Genomic DNA, 18494 nt, shown 5'->3' on the forward strand with positions numbered 1-18494 from the left:
GAGTATCTGCACCCGCTATGTAACATTTCGCAGATGCCATGCAGTCGGTTGCCTCACCACGACACGGCGTTCGCCATGACGTGCTGCTGGTCAGGGTCGTAATAGGACAACATGAGGTGGCTCGCCGTACTTAGCTCCGGATGCCCGAAGAACGCGTAGCACCAGGATTCGGCACTCGACGCGCAGTCTGCGATCTGTCGCTCTTCGCCGACGGTCCAAGGGCCGGTCGGAGAACTGGCGCGCCAGATCCGGTAGTGGCCGCCGAGGCTGGTCTGCTCGATGGCGGCCAGCCCGTCGGAATAGGCCCGAACGTCGAGGAAAAACGGCCGGGCCCCGGACATCACCGAGTCGGCGGCGGCGATGTCGCTGGTCCAGCCGTCGGTGGTCCAGTAGCGGTAGGCCAGCGGCCGGGACCAGGCGGCGACGCCGCGCCACAGCGTGCGGGCCAGCACGGTACGGCCGGTGCCGCACGCGCCGAAGCCCGAGTCGTCGCAGTGGAACGCGTAGAGATAGAGGAACCCGTCGTCGGCGAAGATCGGCGAGCCGAGCTGCCGCTGCCACTGGAGGTCGTCGGTGGCGCCGGTGGCGAAAACGCGGTGATGCGCCACGAACGTGTTGCTCGCCGGGTGATAGAAGCTGATCCCCCAGGCCTGCGTCGTCCACACCCAGGAGCCGCGGACGCAGACGTCGGAGTAGGTGAGCGCGACGAGGTCACTGCCGTCGTACCCGTTGATCAGCCGGGCCGGCCCCCGGGTCGCCCCACTGAGCCACGACGCCGCGTACGAGTTGGTGCCGGCCGTACCGCACGGTCTGCCGTCCGGGAGCACCAGCCCGGTGGGCGTCGGGAGGAACGGGCGTGGGGCATCGGTGCGCGGCGGCACCGCTGGCGAGGCGGGCGGGGTGGGCAGCTCGCTCAACTGGTCCGGCACCGCTCCCGGGGCGTACGGACCGGTGGCGGCCGTCGTCCCGCCGATGAAGCCGAAGGCCTCACCCGCCGGGTCGAGGAACACGGTGTCGCAGAAGAGCCAGAGCGCCTGGTCGGACTGGTCCGGCAGGACGACGCTGTAGCCGCAGTCCCGGGCGGCGGTGTTACCGGTGGCCGTTTCGTAGTGCGAGGTGACCCGGGCCGGCGGCGCTGCCGCGGTGCTGGCGGCCGCCGGGATGCCGGGCCAGAGCGGCAGGATGGCAGCGACGCCGACGGCGATCAATCGTTTCACTGTGGACTCCTTCCGGTAGGAGGGGCCGATCGTAGTCCAAACAACGCCCCCGCCGTTGTGCTTGTAGAAGGGGCGCCCTCCAGGGTGCCGATGTTCGACGGCCTGGAGAAACCCGCTGGTTGCGGACCTGGGCCCGCCCGTCGGCGGAGAGCTGGGCGGCGCTGATGGCGGCGTCGCCGTACGGCGATGTACATCGCACGACATCCATGGGTCTTTCCCCTTCTGTCGCCTGGGTGTGCGGGGAGGCGCGTGTGTTAACGCTAACAACCACGGCGTAAATGCCTCGTCACATCGGACGGGACCGGATGAAACCGCTCAGGCGGACGTACGCGATATTGCCAGACCGGTCACGGCCTGCACGGGTGTTGGAAGCCGGTTCAGGGTGCAGGCATTGACGCCTGACACCCGAGCGAGCCCTTCCGACTCCGACGTCTGACGGTGGCGACCGATAACACTTCGCACCGAAGATGGCCGGATCGGCCACAATCAAAAATCTCACAGCGTTTTTCTGTTATCGGCGGCGGCACCGGACGGTCGCGATGGCGGCCGGGGCGGCCGGGCTGTCGATCGTCGCACCACCGGCGGACGGCGCCCGACGAACAGCCGGGGACGCGGGACCGCCCGGAGGGAGGCCGACGGCGAGCGCGGGGTTACCCGGCCAGCGGAGGCCGGGTCCGGAAGGAGGCGTCGGCGCGGAAGTCCGGGGTACCGGTCGACTGGTCCACCCACAACTGGAGGTTGCGGTGGCGCAGGAACCAGCCGGGATAGTTGGACGACTCCAGCGACACGGAGCCCGGTACCACGCCCTCGCGCACGCAGAAGGTCGCGTCCCCGCGGAACAGTCGGGTGCCCACCTCCGGGTCCAACCGCACCCGCCAGTTCAGATGCCGCAGGTACCGCCCGTCCTGGGCCCGGAAGGAGACACAGCTACTGTCGGCCAGACCGGGGACCGCCTCGAACGTCGCACGTTGCCGGGCTCTCCCGTCGCTGTCCGGGCCGACCCGGGCCAGTACGCCGAGGTCGTCGGCCGTGGTGGCGAACAGCCCCACCTGGTTGACCGACTCCATCGACGCGCTCCCGGACGGAAACGGCCGGGGTTCGACGCTCGACGGCGTGCCGCCGGTCGGGCTCGGGCGCCGGGGAGTCGGCGCGCTCGCCCGCGGTGCCGACGTCGGCGCGACGGTGACCGCAGGTACCGACGACGGCGCGGCGGCAGTGGGTGTCGACGGCGGCGCGGCGATGCGCACGGGTGGCCGTGGTTCCGGCGCCGGCCAGGTCGCCGTGGTGACCGTGGCACCGGCGACGACCGTACCGGCGGCGACCGCCGCCACGATGGGATGCGCCCCGATCAGGTGACCGAGCTGGCCGACAAGCCCGGCCTTGAGGCCCGCGCCGACCGCCCCGGAACCGCCGACCCCGCTCCCGCCCGAGACGGCCGCCGTCGACAACGCGCCGACGACCCCGGCCGTCACCGTGCTCTTGCCGACCAGCGCCGCCGCCAGGGCGGCGGGAACCGGGACCAGCGCGAGGCCCACGAGCAGGCGCTCCAGCGCGACCAGATCCTCGGTACGGCGCTGGCAGACCGGGCAGGACCGGGTGTGCCGCGCAATACGTTTGCGCCACAGCGGGCTCGGCCGGCCGTCCCAGTCGACCAGCACGGCCCCGAGACGGTCGCAGCCGGGTCTGGCGTCCAACGCGGCCACCAGCGTCCGGCTCAGTTCCAGCTGGTGGCGCATCCGCTGGACGCGCACACCGGCGTGCGCCACGCCGACGCCGAGCGATTCCGCCAGCTCCGCCCTGCTCAACCGGCCCGCGGTCTCCAGCCACCACAGCGACAGCAACGCCCGGTCCTCCGGATCGAGCCAGCGACTGGCCCGTACCACCTGCCGGCGCTGGTCGGACAGGTCCAGACGCAGCAACGTCAGATCCTCGAAGTCCGCGTCGGCGTCCGGCTCCGCGGCCACCTCGTCCAGGGGTACGGCCCGCTCGGCGGCGCGGCGCTGCCGCTGTAGTTGCGTGCTTACCTGGCGCAACGCGACCGCCAGCAGCCAGGGCCGGAAGCTCTCCGGCGTCCGCAGCGTCCGCAGCTCGCGCAGGGCCCGGAGCATCGTCTCCTGCACGACGTCGTCGACATCCGGATCGCCGCTCATGGCCCTGCGCACCAAGGTGTACACGATCGGCAGGTAGGCGGCGGTGAGCTCGTCAAGCGCCTGCCGGTTCCCGGCCTGCGCGGCGACGACCAGGCTCGCCTCGTTGGTACGGGTAGCTCGCATATCCCATCGCTGTCGCAGGACCCGGGGTGGTGGTGGATCGGGGCCGGCGTCCACGACCAGGAGACGACTCGGCGAGCAGCGGCACGGGTCGAGCCGCCACACGCCGAGCGCATACCTGGCAGTCGCCGCGCCGGTGGTGTGGTGGTTGACTGTGATGGACGGCGGCGACTGAGTCAAGAACTAGCCGTACCTGTCCGGCCACCGGTCAGGAAGCACGAGCCCGACCGGAACGGGGAAACCCGGTACGCCTTATCCGGATCCGGGACGGATTCACAGACTCCTCGCTGTCGAGCAGAAACAGGAAGAGGCGGCCCGAGGACGACCGCCTGGCCCATCGTTCGGGCGACGTGGCGCATTCATTCAACACGCCGGAAATCACCTCTTGCGGTCCCTAGCCCGGTAGCGATATGTTACCGCTAACATCGATGTCGACCCATGGGCACGGGTGCATACCGCACCCGGGGGACACCGATCCTGCCGCGCGCCGCGCCACCGGTCGAATCACACGACGCGGATATGCCCAGCCGCCCCTTGCGCCACGCGCGGGCGGATAGCAGCGCGACTGTAAGGAGTCTTCAGTGCGTCAGACAGCCAGACTACGAGCAGGCTTGCTCGTGCCGGTCATCGGAATGGTTGCCGCCGCAGCCGCAGTGGTCCTCCCCGCGCACGCCGCTGCGGCCGGCTGCTCGGTGAACTACTCGATATCATCCCAGTGGTCCGGCGGGTTCGGCGCCAATGTCACCGTGACCAACCTGGGTGACCCGATCAACGGATGGACCCTGAACTGGACGTACGGTGGGGGTCAACAGGTCACGCAGGCGTGGAACGCGTCGGTTACCCAGAGCGGCGCCCAGGTCACCGCGAGGAACGTCAGCTACAACGGCGCGATCGCCACCAACGCGAGCGTGTCGTTCGGCTTCAACGGATCGTGGACCGGCAGCAATCCGGTGCCCTCGACGTTCACCCTGAACGGCACGACCTGCACCGGCGGCGTCACCAACCCATCAACCAACCCGCCCACGAACCCGCCGACCAACCCGCCGACCAACCCACCGACCGGAAGCCTGCCCACCAGTTTCCGGTGGAACTCCAGCGGGGTGCTGGTCGGGCCCAAGAACGACAGTCGCCAGATCGCCGGCATCAAGGATCCCTCGGTCGTCTACCACAACGGCCGCTACCACGTCTTCGCGAGCACGGCGAAGTCCGCGGGCTACAACCTCGTCTACCTCAACTTCACCGACTGGTCGCAGGCCAACAACGCCACCTTCCACTACCTCGACCAGGCACCGCTCGGCACCGGATACCGGGCCGCACCACAGGTCTTCTACTTCGCACCGCACCGACTGTGGTACCTCGTCTACCAGACCGGTAACGCCTCGTACTCCACCAACCCGGACATCAGCAACCCGAACGGCTGGACCGCGCCACGGCACTTCTACAGCGGCATGCCGCAGATCATCCAGGACAACATCGGCAACGGCTACTGGGTCGACATGTGGGTCATCTGCGACAGCGCCAACTGCCACCTGTTCTCCTCGGACGACAACGGCCACCTCTACCGGTCACAGACCTCGGTGGCGAACTTCCCCAACGGCATGAACCAACCGGTGATCGCGATGCAGGACGCCGACCGCAACCGGCTCTTCGAAGCCGCCAACGTCTACAAGGTGGCCGGCCAGAATCAGTACCTCCTGATCCACGAGGCGATCGGCAGCGACGGCCGCCGGTGGTTCCGATCCTGGACCGCACCTGCCATCGCCGGCCCCTGGCAGGCACTGGCCGACACCGAGAGCAACCCCTTCGCCCGCGCCAACAACGTGAACTTCCCCGCCGGCGCCTGGACCCGGGACATCAGCCACGGCGAGATGATCCGCGACCAGGTCGACCAGACCCTCACCATCAGCCCCTGCAACATGCGCTACGCCTACCAGGGCATGGACCCCAACGCCGGAGGCGACTACAACAGCCTCCCCTGGCGCCTCGGCCTACTCACCCAGACCAACTCCACCTGCTGACGGTTGTCCGCTGAGGGAAGCCTCCGTACACCCCAGCGGTAAGCGCACAGCCGACCGCAGGTCCGCCGGCGGCCCCGCACCACGATGGGCGGGGCCGCCGGGTCCGTGACTAGGAAGGGCCGGCAATCGGGGACCACCACACCCGACCGGTGTCCGGGTCGGTTTCCAGACCCGGCGGGCCCGTGCGGGCGCTGATGCCGTACACCTCGCGGCCGGTACGGTACTCCCACCCGCAGACCGCCACCATTGCGGCGGCGGCCGCCCCGGACATTGCCAGCGACGCCGGTTGCACACCCACCAGGACGAGTTCCAGCGCTACTGCACCGAGGCAAAGCCACGGCGCGGCGAGCGCGGGCAGCAGCGGATGCCCGTCGGCCGCCGCGAACGCGTTGCGGTGGATCTGGAGTACGCCGCCCAGCGTGAACGGCACCAGACAGGCCGTCCCGAGCAGCAACAGCACGGTGGACACGCCGGGCCGGCGCAGATCGTCGTGGACGAACCAGATCACCAGCAGCAGAACCCCGGCGGCGGAGATCCAGCCGAGCCCCGCGACGAACGGGCGGCGCAGCAGCGTCCGGGCGTACGCCCGGTCGCCCTCGGAGCGCACGAGGAGGTACGCGCCGGCCGCCGCGACGCCCGGCGTCCCGAGCACCGGGCCGAGCACGGCCTTCGCCAGGATCAGCGGCCAGACCCGGGCACCGAGGGTGGCGGCGCTCGTCAGGCCGGAGCAGACCACCACCGCGCCGAGGGCGAAGCGGAGCCGTTCGGCGTTCGCCAGCGCCCAGTGCCCGTCGACCCTGCGGGCGAAAAACCGCCAGCCCAGCCCGAACAACCAGCCGGACACTCCCCACGGCAGGGTACGGAGCTGGGCGCGGGCCAGCGGGCGTGACACGGTCAGCGCGATGGTGAACGCACCGGGCAGCTCACTCACGGCGTGGCCCGCACGGGGGACGATCCGTCACTGTTCCGGCCGGCGCGGCTGCTCGCCGCGATATCCGGCCTCGTACGGGGGATACTCCTCCGGCGTTGTAGGCGTTTCCACCGTCGGTTCCGCTGGCGCCGGTGTGGGCTCGACCACCGGTCGAGTCTGGTCGCCGCCCGGCTCACCCCGATACCCGGCTTGGTAGGAACCATCCGACGGCGGGTCGGTGGTCACCGCGACCAGCGGCGGTGGTGCCTCGTCCAGCGTGGCCGTCTCCTCGACCACCGCCCGGCTCTCCTCGGCGCGGCGCTCGTTGATCTCGGCGACCAGCTCCTTGACCTGCGTCTTGAGTTCGGCCACCACGCCGCGAAGCTCGGCGGTGTCCATCTCGGACAGCTCGGGTAGCTGGGTCGGCAAGTCGTGCCCGTGCCGGAACTGGGCGTCGAGGACCTGCACGCTCTCGTACAGCTCGGACACCGCCTGGGCCGGTGCCGGTAGCCGCGGCGCCGCCTCGTCGGCGCTCTCCGATCCCTGGCCCGGGCCGGCGGACCAGGGCCGGGTCATCACCACGTCCATCGGGTCGGCGAACGGCTGGAACTCGCTGGCATCGCGAATGCTCGCCCCGGCTGTCGACTCCGACTCCGACTCCGGGAGCGGTCCGTGGTACAGCCTCCCGGCATGCTCGACCCAGGCGGTCACCTCCTGGGTCTCCGCGTCCAGGTACCACTCCGGCGACGGTGGCATCTGGTACGCGTCCTTAATCATTCCGGTCGCGCCCTCGACGAGATCGCCACCGACCTGGACGGTGGCTTGCCCCTCCTGCGGCAGGCCGGCGGCGGCCCCGTCGGCGAGCTGCCCACCCACCTGGGCGGCATCGTGCAGCAAGCCGGCGGTCTCCTGCGCATCCTTACGCAGGTCCTCGACGAAGGTGTCGCTGGGCGGCTTCGGTTCGTCCGTCCAGGGCTGCTGGGGCAACCGGGCCAGATAGTCGATCCCTTCCTTCTGTTGGTCCTGCCGCTGCTCGTCGAAATCGTCGGCCTGGGCGAGTCCGATCATCGTCACCAACCTTCCTTCGTACGCAACTGGTCGAACTGCTCGGCGAGGATGAACTCCTCGGGCATGAGTCCGCTGTGCGGGTGCCCGTCGACAAAGTTGAGCGCCGAGGGCGAGTCCGGGGGTGCCAGGCTCGACGTGTCGTAGCCGTCGACGGCCGGACCAGCACCGCCACCCGGCCCGGGGTGCCGGTCGGCTGGGCCGAGGTAGCCACTCGGGCCGCCGTCGGCGAGGAACTGCTCGTCGTACGGGTCGAACCCACCGGGCCCGGTCGGTCCGCCCTGGTCGATGGTGGGGATGTCCTCTTCGAGGAGCCCTTCGTCGTACAGGTCGACGGCGCGGGTGGCGACCGCCTCCAGGTCGGTCGGGGTGGCCAGGGCCAGCCGCCGGTCGGTGGCGACGATGTCGTGGTCTGGCGAGTCCATCCGTCCTCCTACTCGTCGCCGGCCGCCGGCGTGTCCGCCGGTGCCGAACCGGTCTCCGCCCGGGACGTCCCGGCCCGCCCCGCCAGCTGCCCGGCGGTGCCGGGCGCCGGTGGCAGGAACCGGCCGACCAGCCAGGGCCGTTGCAGGGCGAGAAAGCCAGCCGCCTGCCGCAGGCGGCGGCGCGGGTCCGGCTCGTCGCTCAGCCGGTCGACCGCGACGGCCCACCGGGCCGGGCGGGACGTGCCGCCCACCCCGGTCCACCCGGGCAGCCGGCTCTCCGGACGGGCGTGGAGCTGTGCCAGCTGCTCGGCAGGGGTGTCACCGGGCAGATCCAGGCCGCGCCGCCGCCACTGACCGGTGTCGGCGTGCGGGCCGTCCTGCTGCCCGGCCCGCCGCAGCGCCCAACCCACGTCCACCCAGCGGAAGGCGCCCGCCTGCCAGTGTGTCTCGCCGGCGCACCGGGCGTCCTCGGCGGCCGGGCCGAGCAGCCAGCCGCGCAGCCGGTCGGCGAGGTGGCCGGCGAGCGTCTCCGGCTGGTACGCCGACGCGAGGACCTGGTATCGGACCTGGACCGCCTCGTGGGCGAGCTGGGCCGTGGCACAGGTCAGCGTCGCCTGGTCGGCGCGACCGCGTACCGAGGCCAGCCATCGGGCGTCCGGCACCGGTTCCGCCTCGCCGACGACGTGGGCGGCGGTCAGCACCTCGGCCCAGAGCACCAGCCTCGGCTCGTCCCGGACCAGTCCGGCCGCCGTGACCATCCGCCGCACGGTGCACGGCTCCGCGCGGCAGGACACCGGGCAGCCGCCGAACGCCGGCCGGGCGATCGCGGCCCGGCGGGTGGCGGCCGCGGCGTCCTCGCGCTCTTCGCCCAACGGGATCCCGACCAGGACCGGACGATCCATGCCGTCGGCGAAGACGGCGGCCCGGCCGGGCGGCAGCGTCACGACGTACTGCGACTGCTCCGGGTCCAGGTTCATGGTGGCGCCGACGGCGAGCCGGTCGTCGGCGGCGGGCAGCCGGTGCACCACCTTCAGCGCGGTGTTCTTCACGACGTCCGGCAGGATCTTCGCGGGGATCTGCTCCGCGACCACGATGCCCTCGCCGTACGCGCGGATCTCGGCGAGCAGGCCGGCGAACAGCTCCACGGCGTGCGCGGCCGGGCTCCCCTCGGGTACGCGTTTGAGCAGCCGGTGCGCCTCCTCGATCACCGTGACGTGGCGCAGTCCGCGCGGGGCGCCGTCCCTGGCCGCGCGTACCCGCAGGTGCTCGACGATCCGGATCAGCACCGTACCGATGAAGAACGCCTTGTCCTGGTCGTCGCCGATGTCCTCCAGTTCCAGCACGACGTTGCGGCGCAACAGGTCCGCGAGGTCCAGCGGGTGGCCGCCCTCGAAGAACTGGCCGGGCGTGCCGAGGCGCAGGCTGCCGAGCCGTACGTCGACGAAGCCGCGTACGTCGGCGGCGATCCGGTCGCTGTAGCCGATCTGGGTGACGACCTCCCGGGCGGCGCGCTGCAGGTCGCCGAGGGTGGGATAACGGGGCCGGACGGCCTGGTCCCGGGGTTCGCTGAGCGGCAGCTCCCAGCCGAGTTCCTCGTAGCAGCGCACGATCGCCTGGCTGAGCACCTGTGGAAACGGCTCGTTGGCCTCGAACGCGGCGAGGAAGAGTGCCCGCACCAGGTCGATGTGCGTCTGCATGGGGAAGCCCGGCTCGGGTTCGAGCGGGTTGAGCGAGGCCGGTGCGACGTCCACCTCACCGGGCCGGATCACCAGCACGCCGGCGTCTGGAGGCAGCCGCCCGGCCATTCCGGCGTACTCGGCCTTGGCCGGCTCGATCACCAGCCACGGCACGCCCGCACCGTGCAGCGACTCCAGCAACGCGCGTACCGTCTGGGACTTGCCGGCGCCGGTCGCGCCGCAGACGAACGTGTGCCGGTTGAGGGTCCCGGCGCCGACCCGGAACTCACCGGCCGGCAGCAGCGCCCGGTCCAGCACCGTGCCGAGAACCAGTGACCCGGCCGCCGTGCCGGTCCCGGGCGGGACGGACTCGGACGAGACGGTCCCCGGCGCGACGACGGATTCGGACGGGACGGTCTCCGGCGTGACGTCGAAGGTGTTCGGCCGGACGATCCGTACCCCCGGAAGCTCCCGGTGCGGCGGGCGGGCCACCGCCGCGACCACCTCGGCCGGCGCGGCGAACGGCGCGTGCAGTGCGGTCACCCGGCCGGGTGCGGCCCACGCCCCGTCCAGCCCGTCGGCCACCTCCGGCAGCGGGCGCAGGGCGTACGGCAGTGGGGCGGTGGCCGCCGCCCGGCAGAGCAGGGCCGCGACGCCGCGGGCGCGGACACTGTCGGCGGCCCCGACGAGCACGTGTACGTCCCACAGCCCGGCCGGCTCGGCCCGGGCGAGTTCGCGATAGCGCGCCTCGGCCTGCTCCAGCTCCATCCGGCCGGTCTCCGAGACGCCCTGGCGGTCCCGCAGCCGCGGAATCGCGTACGCCAGCTCGCGCAGTCTGCCCCGGGCGTGTTCGTCGGCAACCGGCTCGGCGACGACGAACCAGGCGAACGGGGTGTCCACGAGCTGCGTCACGCAGTCCTCGAAGACGAACGGACCGGGCAAGGACCGCTGCCCGGTCGCGGGGGCGGCCAGCGTGTCCACCCCGCCCGCGCAACGGACCCAGGCCGGCAGGGAGCGCAGCGTGCGCCCGGCGGCACCGTCGGCGAGCGGCACCACCAGCCCGCCCAGCGGATACAGCGTGCTCCGGTACGGGCCCGTCGCGCCGACCGCCGCGAAGCCGCCGGTCAGCACCTCGATCGGCGCCCCGGGAGCCGGACGCACCCAGGCATGTAGGACGGTGGACCCGAAGGCGTGCGCCTGGCCCAGTGCGGGCAGCAGCGTGGCTCGTGCCCCCGCCAGTTCCCGGTCCTGCCCGGAAACGTCCGGGCTGGACTGGATCGCGACCAGCCGGTGTACGGGTCGCCCCTCGTCGTCCAGGAGCGGGATTCCGCCGGACACCGGGTCACCCGGCCAACGAGCGGCGCGGCTCGTCCTGTACCCGGCCGGCGGTGACGATCCACGGATTGCAGTCGCCGAGCCGGGCTCGCGGCCCCTCTCGTCGTTCCGGGTCGACGACGAACAGCGCTGTCTCCGGCAGGGTCTGTAGCTGGCGCGGCTCGACGGTGAGCTGATAGTTGCGCTGCCGCCCGACCGACTCGTTGAACGACGTGCTCGTCCCGTCCGACGTGCCGTGGGACGTACTCTCCGAGGTGCCCTCGGTGACGCTCCGGCCGGACGTGCGGCTGCCGTGGCCGGCGCCGAACGTACGGCTGTCCGACCTCGTCTCGGAGCGGGACGTGCCGTGCGTACGGGTGGTGCTGGTGGACTCGCTGGTGCCGGTGCCGGCGGCGATGGTGAGCTGGCTGACGACGAACCGGTGCTCGCGCCCGATGAAGTTCGTCGCCGCCTCGGCCTCCTTGGCGTTGCCCACCCGCATGAGGACCACCGGCCCGCCGCTGCCGAGCAACTGTTCGGCGTCCTGCCGCACGTGCCGGAAGAGATAGACCAGCCGGATGTCACGGCGCCGCGCGATGCGGTCCAGCCGTTCGAGTTGGGCGCGCGGGACGAGGTCCGCGCCGGCGACGACCAGTGCCCGGCGACCGCCGGCGCCGCCCGTTCCGTGCTGCGCGTGGGCGGCTGCGACGTTGAGCAGCAACGGGGCGAGCATCTCGGCCGCGAGGTCACCGGCCGCCTCGTCCACCTCCACGACGGAGATCTCGACAGTGCCGTCGAGCACCGGCGCACCGGAGTGGGCACCGAAGCGCAGCAGCGGGTGTAGGCGTGCCTCGATCGCGCCGATGCGATCCTCGAGAGTCTTCCGGGACACCTCGCCGAACGCCTCGTGCAGGCGCTCGTACTCGTCGACGGTCAGTACCGAGCCTGGGCCGGGAAACGGCTCCTGGCGCAGCAGCGTACGCAGCCCGGCGCAGACCCGGGCGATCGTCAGCTCCGGTGCGAGGATGTCGCACACCTGGCCCACCACCCGCATGTCCAGGGTGTGCCGCTCCGGGGACGCGGCCGGCTCCGCCGCATGCGCGGCCACGACGAGCAACTCGGCGACCTCGCGGCCCTCCAGTCCGGCCAGCAGGTTGAGGCCCGGGGCGTCGGCCGGCAGGTTCAGCTGCCGTACCGACCGGTTGTGCGCCTCGGCGAGCAGGACCAGCGGCCGCCCGACCCCCTCCCTGGTCAGGTCGAGCAGGCTCAGCCGGGCGCCCGCCCCGACCAGGGAGGCGCCCATCGTGAGCAGCAGGCAGCACCAGCCGCGCGGGGTGCCGCCGTACACGTCGACCCGGCCGTCGTCGTGCGGGCCTAGCGGAAACCAGAACGGCAGGCCATTGATCTGGTCCTCCGCCTCCTCCCGGGCCGCCCGTCGGCGGGCCGCCCAGGGCCCGGCCTCCGCCTCGTACCGGTCCAGCGAGTCGCGGACCGCGCCGAGCCAGTCCCGGTGCCCGGCCGCAGCGCGTGACCGGGCGAGCGGCCCGACCGCCAACCACAACAGCACGCCGGCCAGCAGCAGGCCCAGCACCACGTCGGGCCCCATGGACAGGTAGTGCAACGGCTCGTCGGCAAACGGATGCGCCTCGAGATACCGGGCCCCCGCCGCCTGCTCCAGGCGGGTCTTCTCCGGCTCCGGCACGTCCGGCACGCTGAGCGCTCCGGACACCCTGGCGAAGGTGTAGAACCCGGCGACCACGTACGAGATGGCCAGCACGCCGATCGCCAGTCCGAGCAGTACCCGCAGCGTCCTCGCGCGGCCACGGGCCCGGACCGCGTCGGTGGCCCAGGCCGGCGGCGGCAGGTGGCAGACGGGCTGGGGCAGGTCGGGTGGCACCGCCACCGGACCCGGCGGCCGGAACTCCCAGCCCCACCGTTCCGCCGAGGCGAAGATCCGGGCGGGCAGCTCCCCCGCCCGCCGGATCGCGGCCGCCCCGACCGGCACCGCGGTGGACAGCGTCCGGGCTCCCATGCCGTCTCCCCACTGCGCTTCGGTCACGACCACTCCTCGCGTCGCTCGTCGGCGGCCTGGCATGTCGGGCTGAGCTGGCTGACGCCGTCGCTCTGCTCGGTCATGCCGGCCCGCCCAGGCCGAGCGCGGACAGCGGTGGCGCGGCCGGCGGTCGGCCGGTGGGCTCGTCGAGTCGCTGTGCACGAAGCCAGTCGATGCGCTGCCGCGCGGCGGCCGCGGCTGCATCGGCCACGTGGTCCTCCTCTCCGGTGAACTCGTACTGGCAGGCCCAGCACCAGCGCTGCCGTGGCTCACCCCAGCGGGCACAGCGCGGACACCTGCGGTGTCGCAGCGCGAACGTCAACTGTTCGAGCTCGAACGCGATCGCGGTCGCCTGGACGACCCGGCGCTGAGCATCCGCGTGGAACCGCAGCAGCGCCGCGTCGGACAGCGGTACACCGCCGAGGGTCCTGGCTCGGCGTACCAGGTACAGCAGCGTGCTACGGAGCAGCCGGCGGCCTGGCGAGAACGGGGGCCCGATCCGCTCGCGGCCGATGGTCACGGCCACCGGATGGAACGCGATGGCCGCCCGTGCCAGCCAGACCGGCGCCGTCGGGTGCCGCCAGCTCTGGTAGTACGACCGCGGGCCGTCCCCGGCCCGGGCACCGCGGTTCGGCGCTTCGCCCGGCAGCCAGCCCTGCTCGTCGAGCGCCACGTCGACCAGGCCCAGCACCGCCGCCAGGTCCACCGACGGAAACTGCAGGTGGAGGTAGCCGGACCGGATCTCCCCCGCGCCGGAGGCCGGCCGCACCACGGACAACAGCGGAAACGCCTGCCCTACCACGCTCTACCCCCTCCACGACGCCCGATCCACCGTCGGCACGGTGCACAGTCAACCAACCGTCGCGGTCGACTTGCGTTCTTCAGACCGATTGCGGAACGCTTCCAGCACATCCGATTCACCGCGCCGACTCCGCGCCACCGTCGCCTCCGCTGGAACTGGTGATGACCGAAGCCCCGTACGCCGCGCTGGGCACGGCGCTACGCCGCTGCCGCCGGCTCGCCGGCCTGTCGCTGCGGGTACTCGCCCGCCGGTTGGGCCTGCGCGCACACAGCGCACTCTCCGATTACGAGCACGGCCGGCGCCTGCCGCCGGAGGACCTGCTGCACCGGTACGAGCGGGTCTTCCCGGAACACGCCGCGACACTGCGCCGAAAGTGGCAGGAGGCGCTCGCGGCCAGGGCCGACGGCGAGTCAGCTGGCAACGCCGCTCCGGCCGGTCCGGTCGAGGCTCCGCCGGCCGGTCCGCGCCCCGCCCAGCTTCCCGCAGACCTGGCCGACTTCGTGGGCCGCGACGACGACCTGGCTGTGCTGTCGGCCGCCGCCGCGCGGACGCCGGCCGTACTGGTGGTCTCCGGACCGCCGGGCGTGGGCAAGACCAGTCTCGCGGTGCACCTGGCGCACCTGCTCGCCCCGGACTTCCCGGACGGGCAACTCTTCGTCGACCTGCGCGGCGCGGACGAGCGGCCGGTCGCGCCGGCCGTCGCCCTCGGGCAGTGGCTACGCGCACTCTGGGTCGCGGACGCGGTGGCGCGCAACGGCGATGCCGAGCTGGCCGGCTGGTACCGGTCGCTGCTGGCCGGCCGCCGGATGCTCGTCCTGGTCGACAACGCCGCATCCGAGGCCCAGGTCCGGCCGCTGCTGCCCGGCTCCGCCGAGGTTCTGGTCATCGTGACCAGTCGCAACCCGCTGATGGGTCTGGACGGCACGCTGCACCATCCCGTCCGACCGCTGTCCGAACAGGACACCACAGCGCTGCTCGGCGAGATCGTCGGCGCTGCCCGGATCGCCGCCGAGCCCGCCGCCGCCACGGAGATCGCCCGGCACTGCGCCGGACTACCCCTGGCCACCCGGATCGCCGGCCGACGACTGGCCGCCTGGTCCGGATGGCGACTCCGCGACTGCGCCGAGGCGCTGGCCGACCGGCACCAGCGCCTGGACTGGCTGGCCGGCGGCGACCGCGCGGTGCGGAGCAGCTTCGACATGTCGTACCGGATCCTGCCGGCCGACGCCCGCCGGCTCTTCCGCCGCCTCGCCCTGCTGCCCGTACCGGAGTGCACCGTGCCAGCCGCCGCTGCCCTGACCCGGACGGTGCCCTCGGTGGCCGAGATGCTGCTGCGCAGCGTCGAGCAGGCGGGCATGGTCCAGCCCGGCACGGCGCCCGGCCGGTACCGGATCCACGACCTGCTGGCGCTCTACGCCCGGGAGCGCCTGATCGCCGAGGAAGAGCCAGACCAACGTCGAGGCGCGGAGGAGGACCTGCTTGGCTGGCTGCTCGGCACGACGGCGGAGATGGCCGCCCGGCTCGCCCTGGACGACACGGCCGGCGGCGCCCCCGGCAACGGACGGCAGCGCACCACCAGCCACGCCAGTCAGCAGCAGGCGATCCGGTGGCTCGAGGCCGAGCGTGCGGCGATTCTCGGTGGCGTACGGCGGGCCGCCGCGCTGAACCGCGCCGATCTCGTCCACCCGCTGGTCCCGGTGCTGCCCTGGTTCTACGATCTGCGCTGTCACTGGCGCGACCTGCGAGAACTAGCCCGCACAGCGCTCGGCCTGGCCCGCCGACAGGGCGCCGCCGTTCCGACAGCGGCGGCCCTGAACGCGCTGGCGCTCGCCTGGTACCAGTTACGACGGCCGGCCGCGGCACTGCGCTGCGCCAGCGAGGCGGTCCGGGTGGCGCGCGGCGCCGGCACCGTCGAGGAGGCGTGGGCCCTGGATCGGATGGGCATGGCCCTGTCCGAACTGGGCCGGTACGCCCAGGCCGCCACCGTACTGCGCCGGGCCGCCGCGCTGGCCCACGAGTACGGCGACTGGTGGGAGGAGGCGGCCGCCCTCAACCATCTCGGCCACGCGCTGACCCGGTCAGATGGTTCGGCACAGGCGCTGCGCGAGTACGGCCGCGCGCTGCGCATCTTCCAGGCCCTCGGCAGCACCGGCAGCGAGGCGATGACCCGGGTCGGCCTCGGCCGGGCGCTGACCCATACCGGCCGGGCCCTCGACGCCATCGACCAGCACCACGCGGCCCTCCGCCTCTTCACCGAGGTGGACGACGGCTGGGGCGCCGCGTACGCCCGGCACGAGCTGGCGATCGCCGTACGCGAGACCGGCCGGCTCCACGACGCGGCAACCCTGCTCGACCAAGCCGCTGCGGCGTTCGGCGCCCTCGGCGACCGACGCCACGAGGCAGCGAGCCGGCGCGCGCTGGACGGTCTGGCGGCGGTCACCGGAGCCGGAGGAGGCCGGACCGGGTAATCGGCCGCGGCAGGCGGGCGCGGAGGTGCCGGAGCCCCGGCCCGATGGGTCACCGGACCGGAACTCCTTCCTGTTCCGGGTCGGCTCGGTCAGCCACGGTAGAGCGGGTTGCCCAGGGCAGCCTCGTTGACCTGCCCACCGGTGAGCACGTCGAACGCGCGCACCACCGTCCGGTCCGGATAGACCGCCACGGTCAGCACGGTCGGCGACTCGGGCCGGTCGGTCGCCGAGGCCGCGTCCCACGGATTCTCCGGGCTCGGCGCGAACTCCATCGCGAGCCCGCCCGTGTTGATAGCGGTGCCACCAGCGCCGCGGCGGTGGTCAGCAGCGGGTACGGGTCCTGCGCAGCGACATCTCGCCTCTACGGCGTGGGGAAAGGTAGCCACACCGTCTCGAACTCGAAGATCATCGACAGTCCGGTGAACGGCATGCGCAGGCCCGCCGTCCGAGTGATGAGGATGTGCTGACTCCGCCCGGAACCCGCCCGGCGGTCAGTGGGGCAGCATGCCGCGTACGTAGGCCGCCTGCCCGAGGTGCTCCAGGTCGTCGCTGAGCACGCTGACCAGGCGGGCGCCGAGGCTCACCGGCGGATCCCACGAGGGGTCGACGATCCGGTCGAAGTCGTCGTCGGTGAGTCCGGAGAGGAACTCGACAGTCCGGTCGTGCACCGCGTCGTAGTAGCCGAGCAACTGCTCCGGCCGGACCCGTACCGCCGCGACGTCGGCGCTGCTGTGTCCAAAGCCGGTCGCCGACACGTCGAACGGCAGCCCGAACTCGTCGGACCAGCCGGCCGCCGTCCAGACCTGCTCCGTCCCGGCGACGTCGGCGACGTGGTCGTCCTGGATCCGGGTCAGGTGCCAGACCAGCCAACCGATCGAGTTGGCCTCCGGCGTGGGGCGGTACACGAGCTGCTCCGTGGTCAGCCCTTCGACCGTCGCCCGCAGCTCGTCGCGTACCCGGCCGAACCCGTCACCGAGCAGCTGCGCACCGTTCACGTCTTCGGCTCCCTTCGCGTGGCGGGCCCTCTCGACCCACTCAACCACGCATGCGGCCGTCGTTCTCGTCGACACCCTCACCCACGCCGCCGCTACCGGCTGAGCGGCCGGCTGGGGCCAGCCCGCCGCCGATACCCAGTTCTGCCGCCGATACCCAGTTCTGCCGCCGATACCCAGTTCTCAGGAGCGTGAACAATAGCGTCATGAGCGACCAGGACCGTCCGCCCCGGCCCCTCCCCCCGGCCGCCGAGCGCCCGCCGGTGCTCGCCAGCCTGCGCTACCACGAGCGCGCCGCCGAGCTGACCGGCCGGCTACAGGACGAGATTTTCACCTACATCCACCGCACGAACCTGTGGGGAAGCTCGGAATCCACCTCGGGCGAGGGCTCCGAACTGGGCGCCACGGCGGTGCTCCGCGTGGAGATCCCCGCGCTGCTGCGACGGCTCGGCGTGAAGGTGATGCTCGATGCACCTTGCGGCGACTTTGGCTGGATGCGACACGTCGACCTGAGCACGCTCGACCGATACATCGGCGCCGACATCGTCGCGGATATCGTCGACCGCAACAACGCTCGATACGCCGACGAGCACCGGCGTTTTGAACTGCTCGATCTGACCCGCGATCGCCTGCCCCGGGCCGACCTGGTCCTGTGCCGCGACTGCCTGGTACACCTGACGTACGACCAGATCCGGTGGGCGCTGGCCAACATCAAGGCCAGCGGCGCCGAGTACCTGCTGATGACCACGTTCGTCGAGATCGACACCAACGCCGACGCGGCTACCGGCGACTGGCGCCCGCTCAACTTCCAGCTGCCGCCGTTCTGCCTGCCCGAGCCACTCTGCCTGATCGTCGAGGGCTGTACGGAGGCCGGCGGCGCCTACGCCGACAAAACCCTCGGCCTCTGGCGTGCCGCCGACCTGCCCGTGGCCTGAGATCGTCTTACCGGTGCACCAGCCGGCATCGCCGTTGCTGGCCATCGGCTTCTCCGATCGAGCCCTGGCCGCGGGTCGGTGCTGGTCAGCCGGCCGTAGACCGGTGGGGTGACGATGGTCAGCGCGGCGCCCCGGCTGACCCAGTCGTTGTCGCGTTCCTTGATCACCTTTGGACGCGCCCGGTAGGCGTGCGCCAGGTCATCGTTCGCCACCGGCCCGGCCACGAACGAGCCGTCGCCGCGGTTGACGAACGTGGTGACGAGGCCGATCTTCGACGCGTCGGGGTCCCGTTCGCACGTCCGCCGCCGGTGCACCGCCCGCCGCACACGACGGGCGGTGCACCGGAAGC

At 72.3% G+C, this 18494-nt stretch carries 13 protein-coding genes; 3 read left to right on the forward strand and 10 right to left on the reverse strand.

The features are described from left to right. Positions 1–53 precede the first annotated feature (53 nt). On the reverse strand, positions 54–1217 hold the full coding sequence (locus AAH979_RS06320; RefSeq protein WP_346257080.1) for a hypothetical protein: 1164 nt from the start codon (positions 1215–1217) through the stop codon (positions 54–56). A gap of 650 nt (positions 1218–1867) precedes the next feature. Further along, positions 1868–3490, reverse strand: coding sequence for a sigma-70 family RNA polymerase sigma factor (locus AAH979_RS06325; protein WP_346257081.1), 1623 nt, complete (start codon positions 3488–3490; stop codon positions 1868–1870). A gap of 614 nt (positions 3491–4104) precedes the next feature. Here AAH979_RS06325 and AAH979_RS06330 point away from each other — a divergent pair. Continuing rightward, complete coding sequence (locus AAH979_RS06330; RefSeq protein ID WP_346257082.1) at positions 4105–5505, forward strand: non-reducing end alpha-L-arabinofuranosidase family hydrolase; 1401 nt, start codon at positions 4105–4107, stop codon at positions 5503–5505. A 109-nt stretch (positions 5506–5614) separates the two neighbouring features. On the opposite strand, the gene AAH979_RS06335 is transcribed toward AAH979_RS06330, so the two are convergent. From AAH979_RS06335 to AAH979_RS06360, 6 genes are all read right to left on the reverse strand, one after another. Continuing rightward, the gene (locus AAH979_RS06335) at positions 5615–6436 is read right to left on the reverse strand and encodes a hypothetical protein (RefSeq protein WP_346257083.1); all 822 of its coding nucleotides are present in this window, start codon (positions 6434–6436) and stop codon (positions 5615–5617) included. 27 nt (positions 6437–6463) lie between these two features. Then, the gene (locus AAH979_RS06340; protein ID WP_346257084.1) at positions 6464–7489 is read right to left on the reverse strand and encodes a hypothetical protein; all 1026 of its coding nucleotides are present in this window, start codon (positions 7487–7489) and stop codon (positions 6464–6466) included. Beyond that, positions 7486–7905 (reverse strand): hypothetical protein, encoded by a 420-nt coding sequence (locus AAH979_RS06345; protein WP_346257085.1) that lies wholly within the window; start codon positions 7903–7905, stop codon positions 7486–7488. The genes AAH979_RS06340 and AAH979_RS06345 overlap by 4 nt, the downstream gene beginning before the upstream one ends. Before the next feature lie 8 nt (positions 7906–7913). Further along, positions 7914–10919: an ATP-binding protein gene (locus AAH979_RS06350; RefSeq protein WP_346257086.1), complete on the reverse strand. Its 3006-nt coding sequence runs from the start codon at positions 10917–10919 to the stop codon at positions 7914–7916. Positions 10920–10923: 4 nt separating this feature from the next. Beyond that, on the reverse strand, positions 10924–12954 hold the full coding sequence (locus AAH979_RS06355) for a hypothetical protein (protein WP_346257087.1): 2031 nt from the start codon (positions 12952–12954) through the stop codon (positions 10924–10926). A gap of 73 nt (positions 12955–13027) precedes the next feature. Then, the gene (locus tag AAH979_RS06360) at positions 13028–13750 is read right to left on the reverse strand and encodes a hypothetical protein (protein WP_346257088.1); all 723 of its coding nucleotides are present in this window, start codon (positions 13748–13750) and stop codon (positions 13028–13030) included. A 161-nt stretch (positions 13751–13911) separates the two neighbouring features. Here AAH979_RS06360 and AAH979_RS06365 point away from each other — a divergent pair, with 161 nt between their 5' ends. After that, positions 13912–16218, forward strand: coding sequence for a helix-turn-helix domain-containing protein (locus tag AAH979_RS06365; protein ID WP_346257089.1), 2307 nt, complete (start codon positions 13912–13914; stop codon positions 16216–16218). Positions 16219–16307: 89 nt separating this feature from the next. On the opposite strand, the gene AAH979_RS06370 is transcribed toward AAH979_RS06365, so the two are convergent. After that, a complete protein-coding gene (locus tag AAH979_RS06370; RefSeq protein WP_346257090.1) occupies positions 16308–16490 on the reverse strand; it encodes a hypothetical protein in 183 nt (60 codons plus the stop codon). A 219-nt stretch (positions 16491–16709) separates the two neighbouring features. Next, entirely contained in the window at positions 16710–17213 is a 504-nt protein-coding gene (locus tag AAH979_RS06375) for a DinB family protein (protein WP_346257091.1), read from the reverse strand. Between the two features lie 203 nt (positions 17214–17416). Here AAH979_RS06375 and AAH979_RS06380 point away from each other — a divergent pair, with 203 nt between their 5' ends. Further along, on the forward strand, positions 17417–18145 hold the full coding sequence (locus AAH979_RS06380; protein ID WP_346257092.1) for a class I SAM-dependent methyltransferase: 729 nt from the start codon (positions 17417–17419) through the stop codon (positions 18143–18145). Positions 18146–18494: the final 349 nt, after the last annotated feature.

This window comes from Plantactinospora sp. ZYX-F-223 (genome assembly GCF_039649625.1).
GTDB lineage: Bacteria > Actinomycetota > Actinomycetes > Mycobacteriales > Micromonosporaceae > Plantactinospora.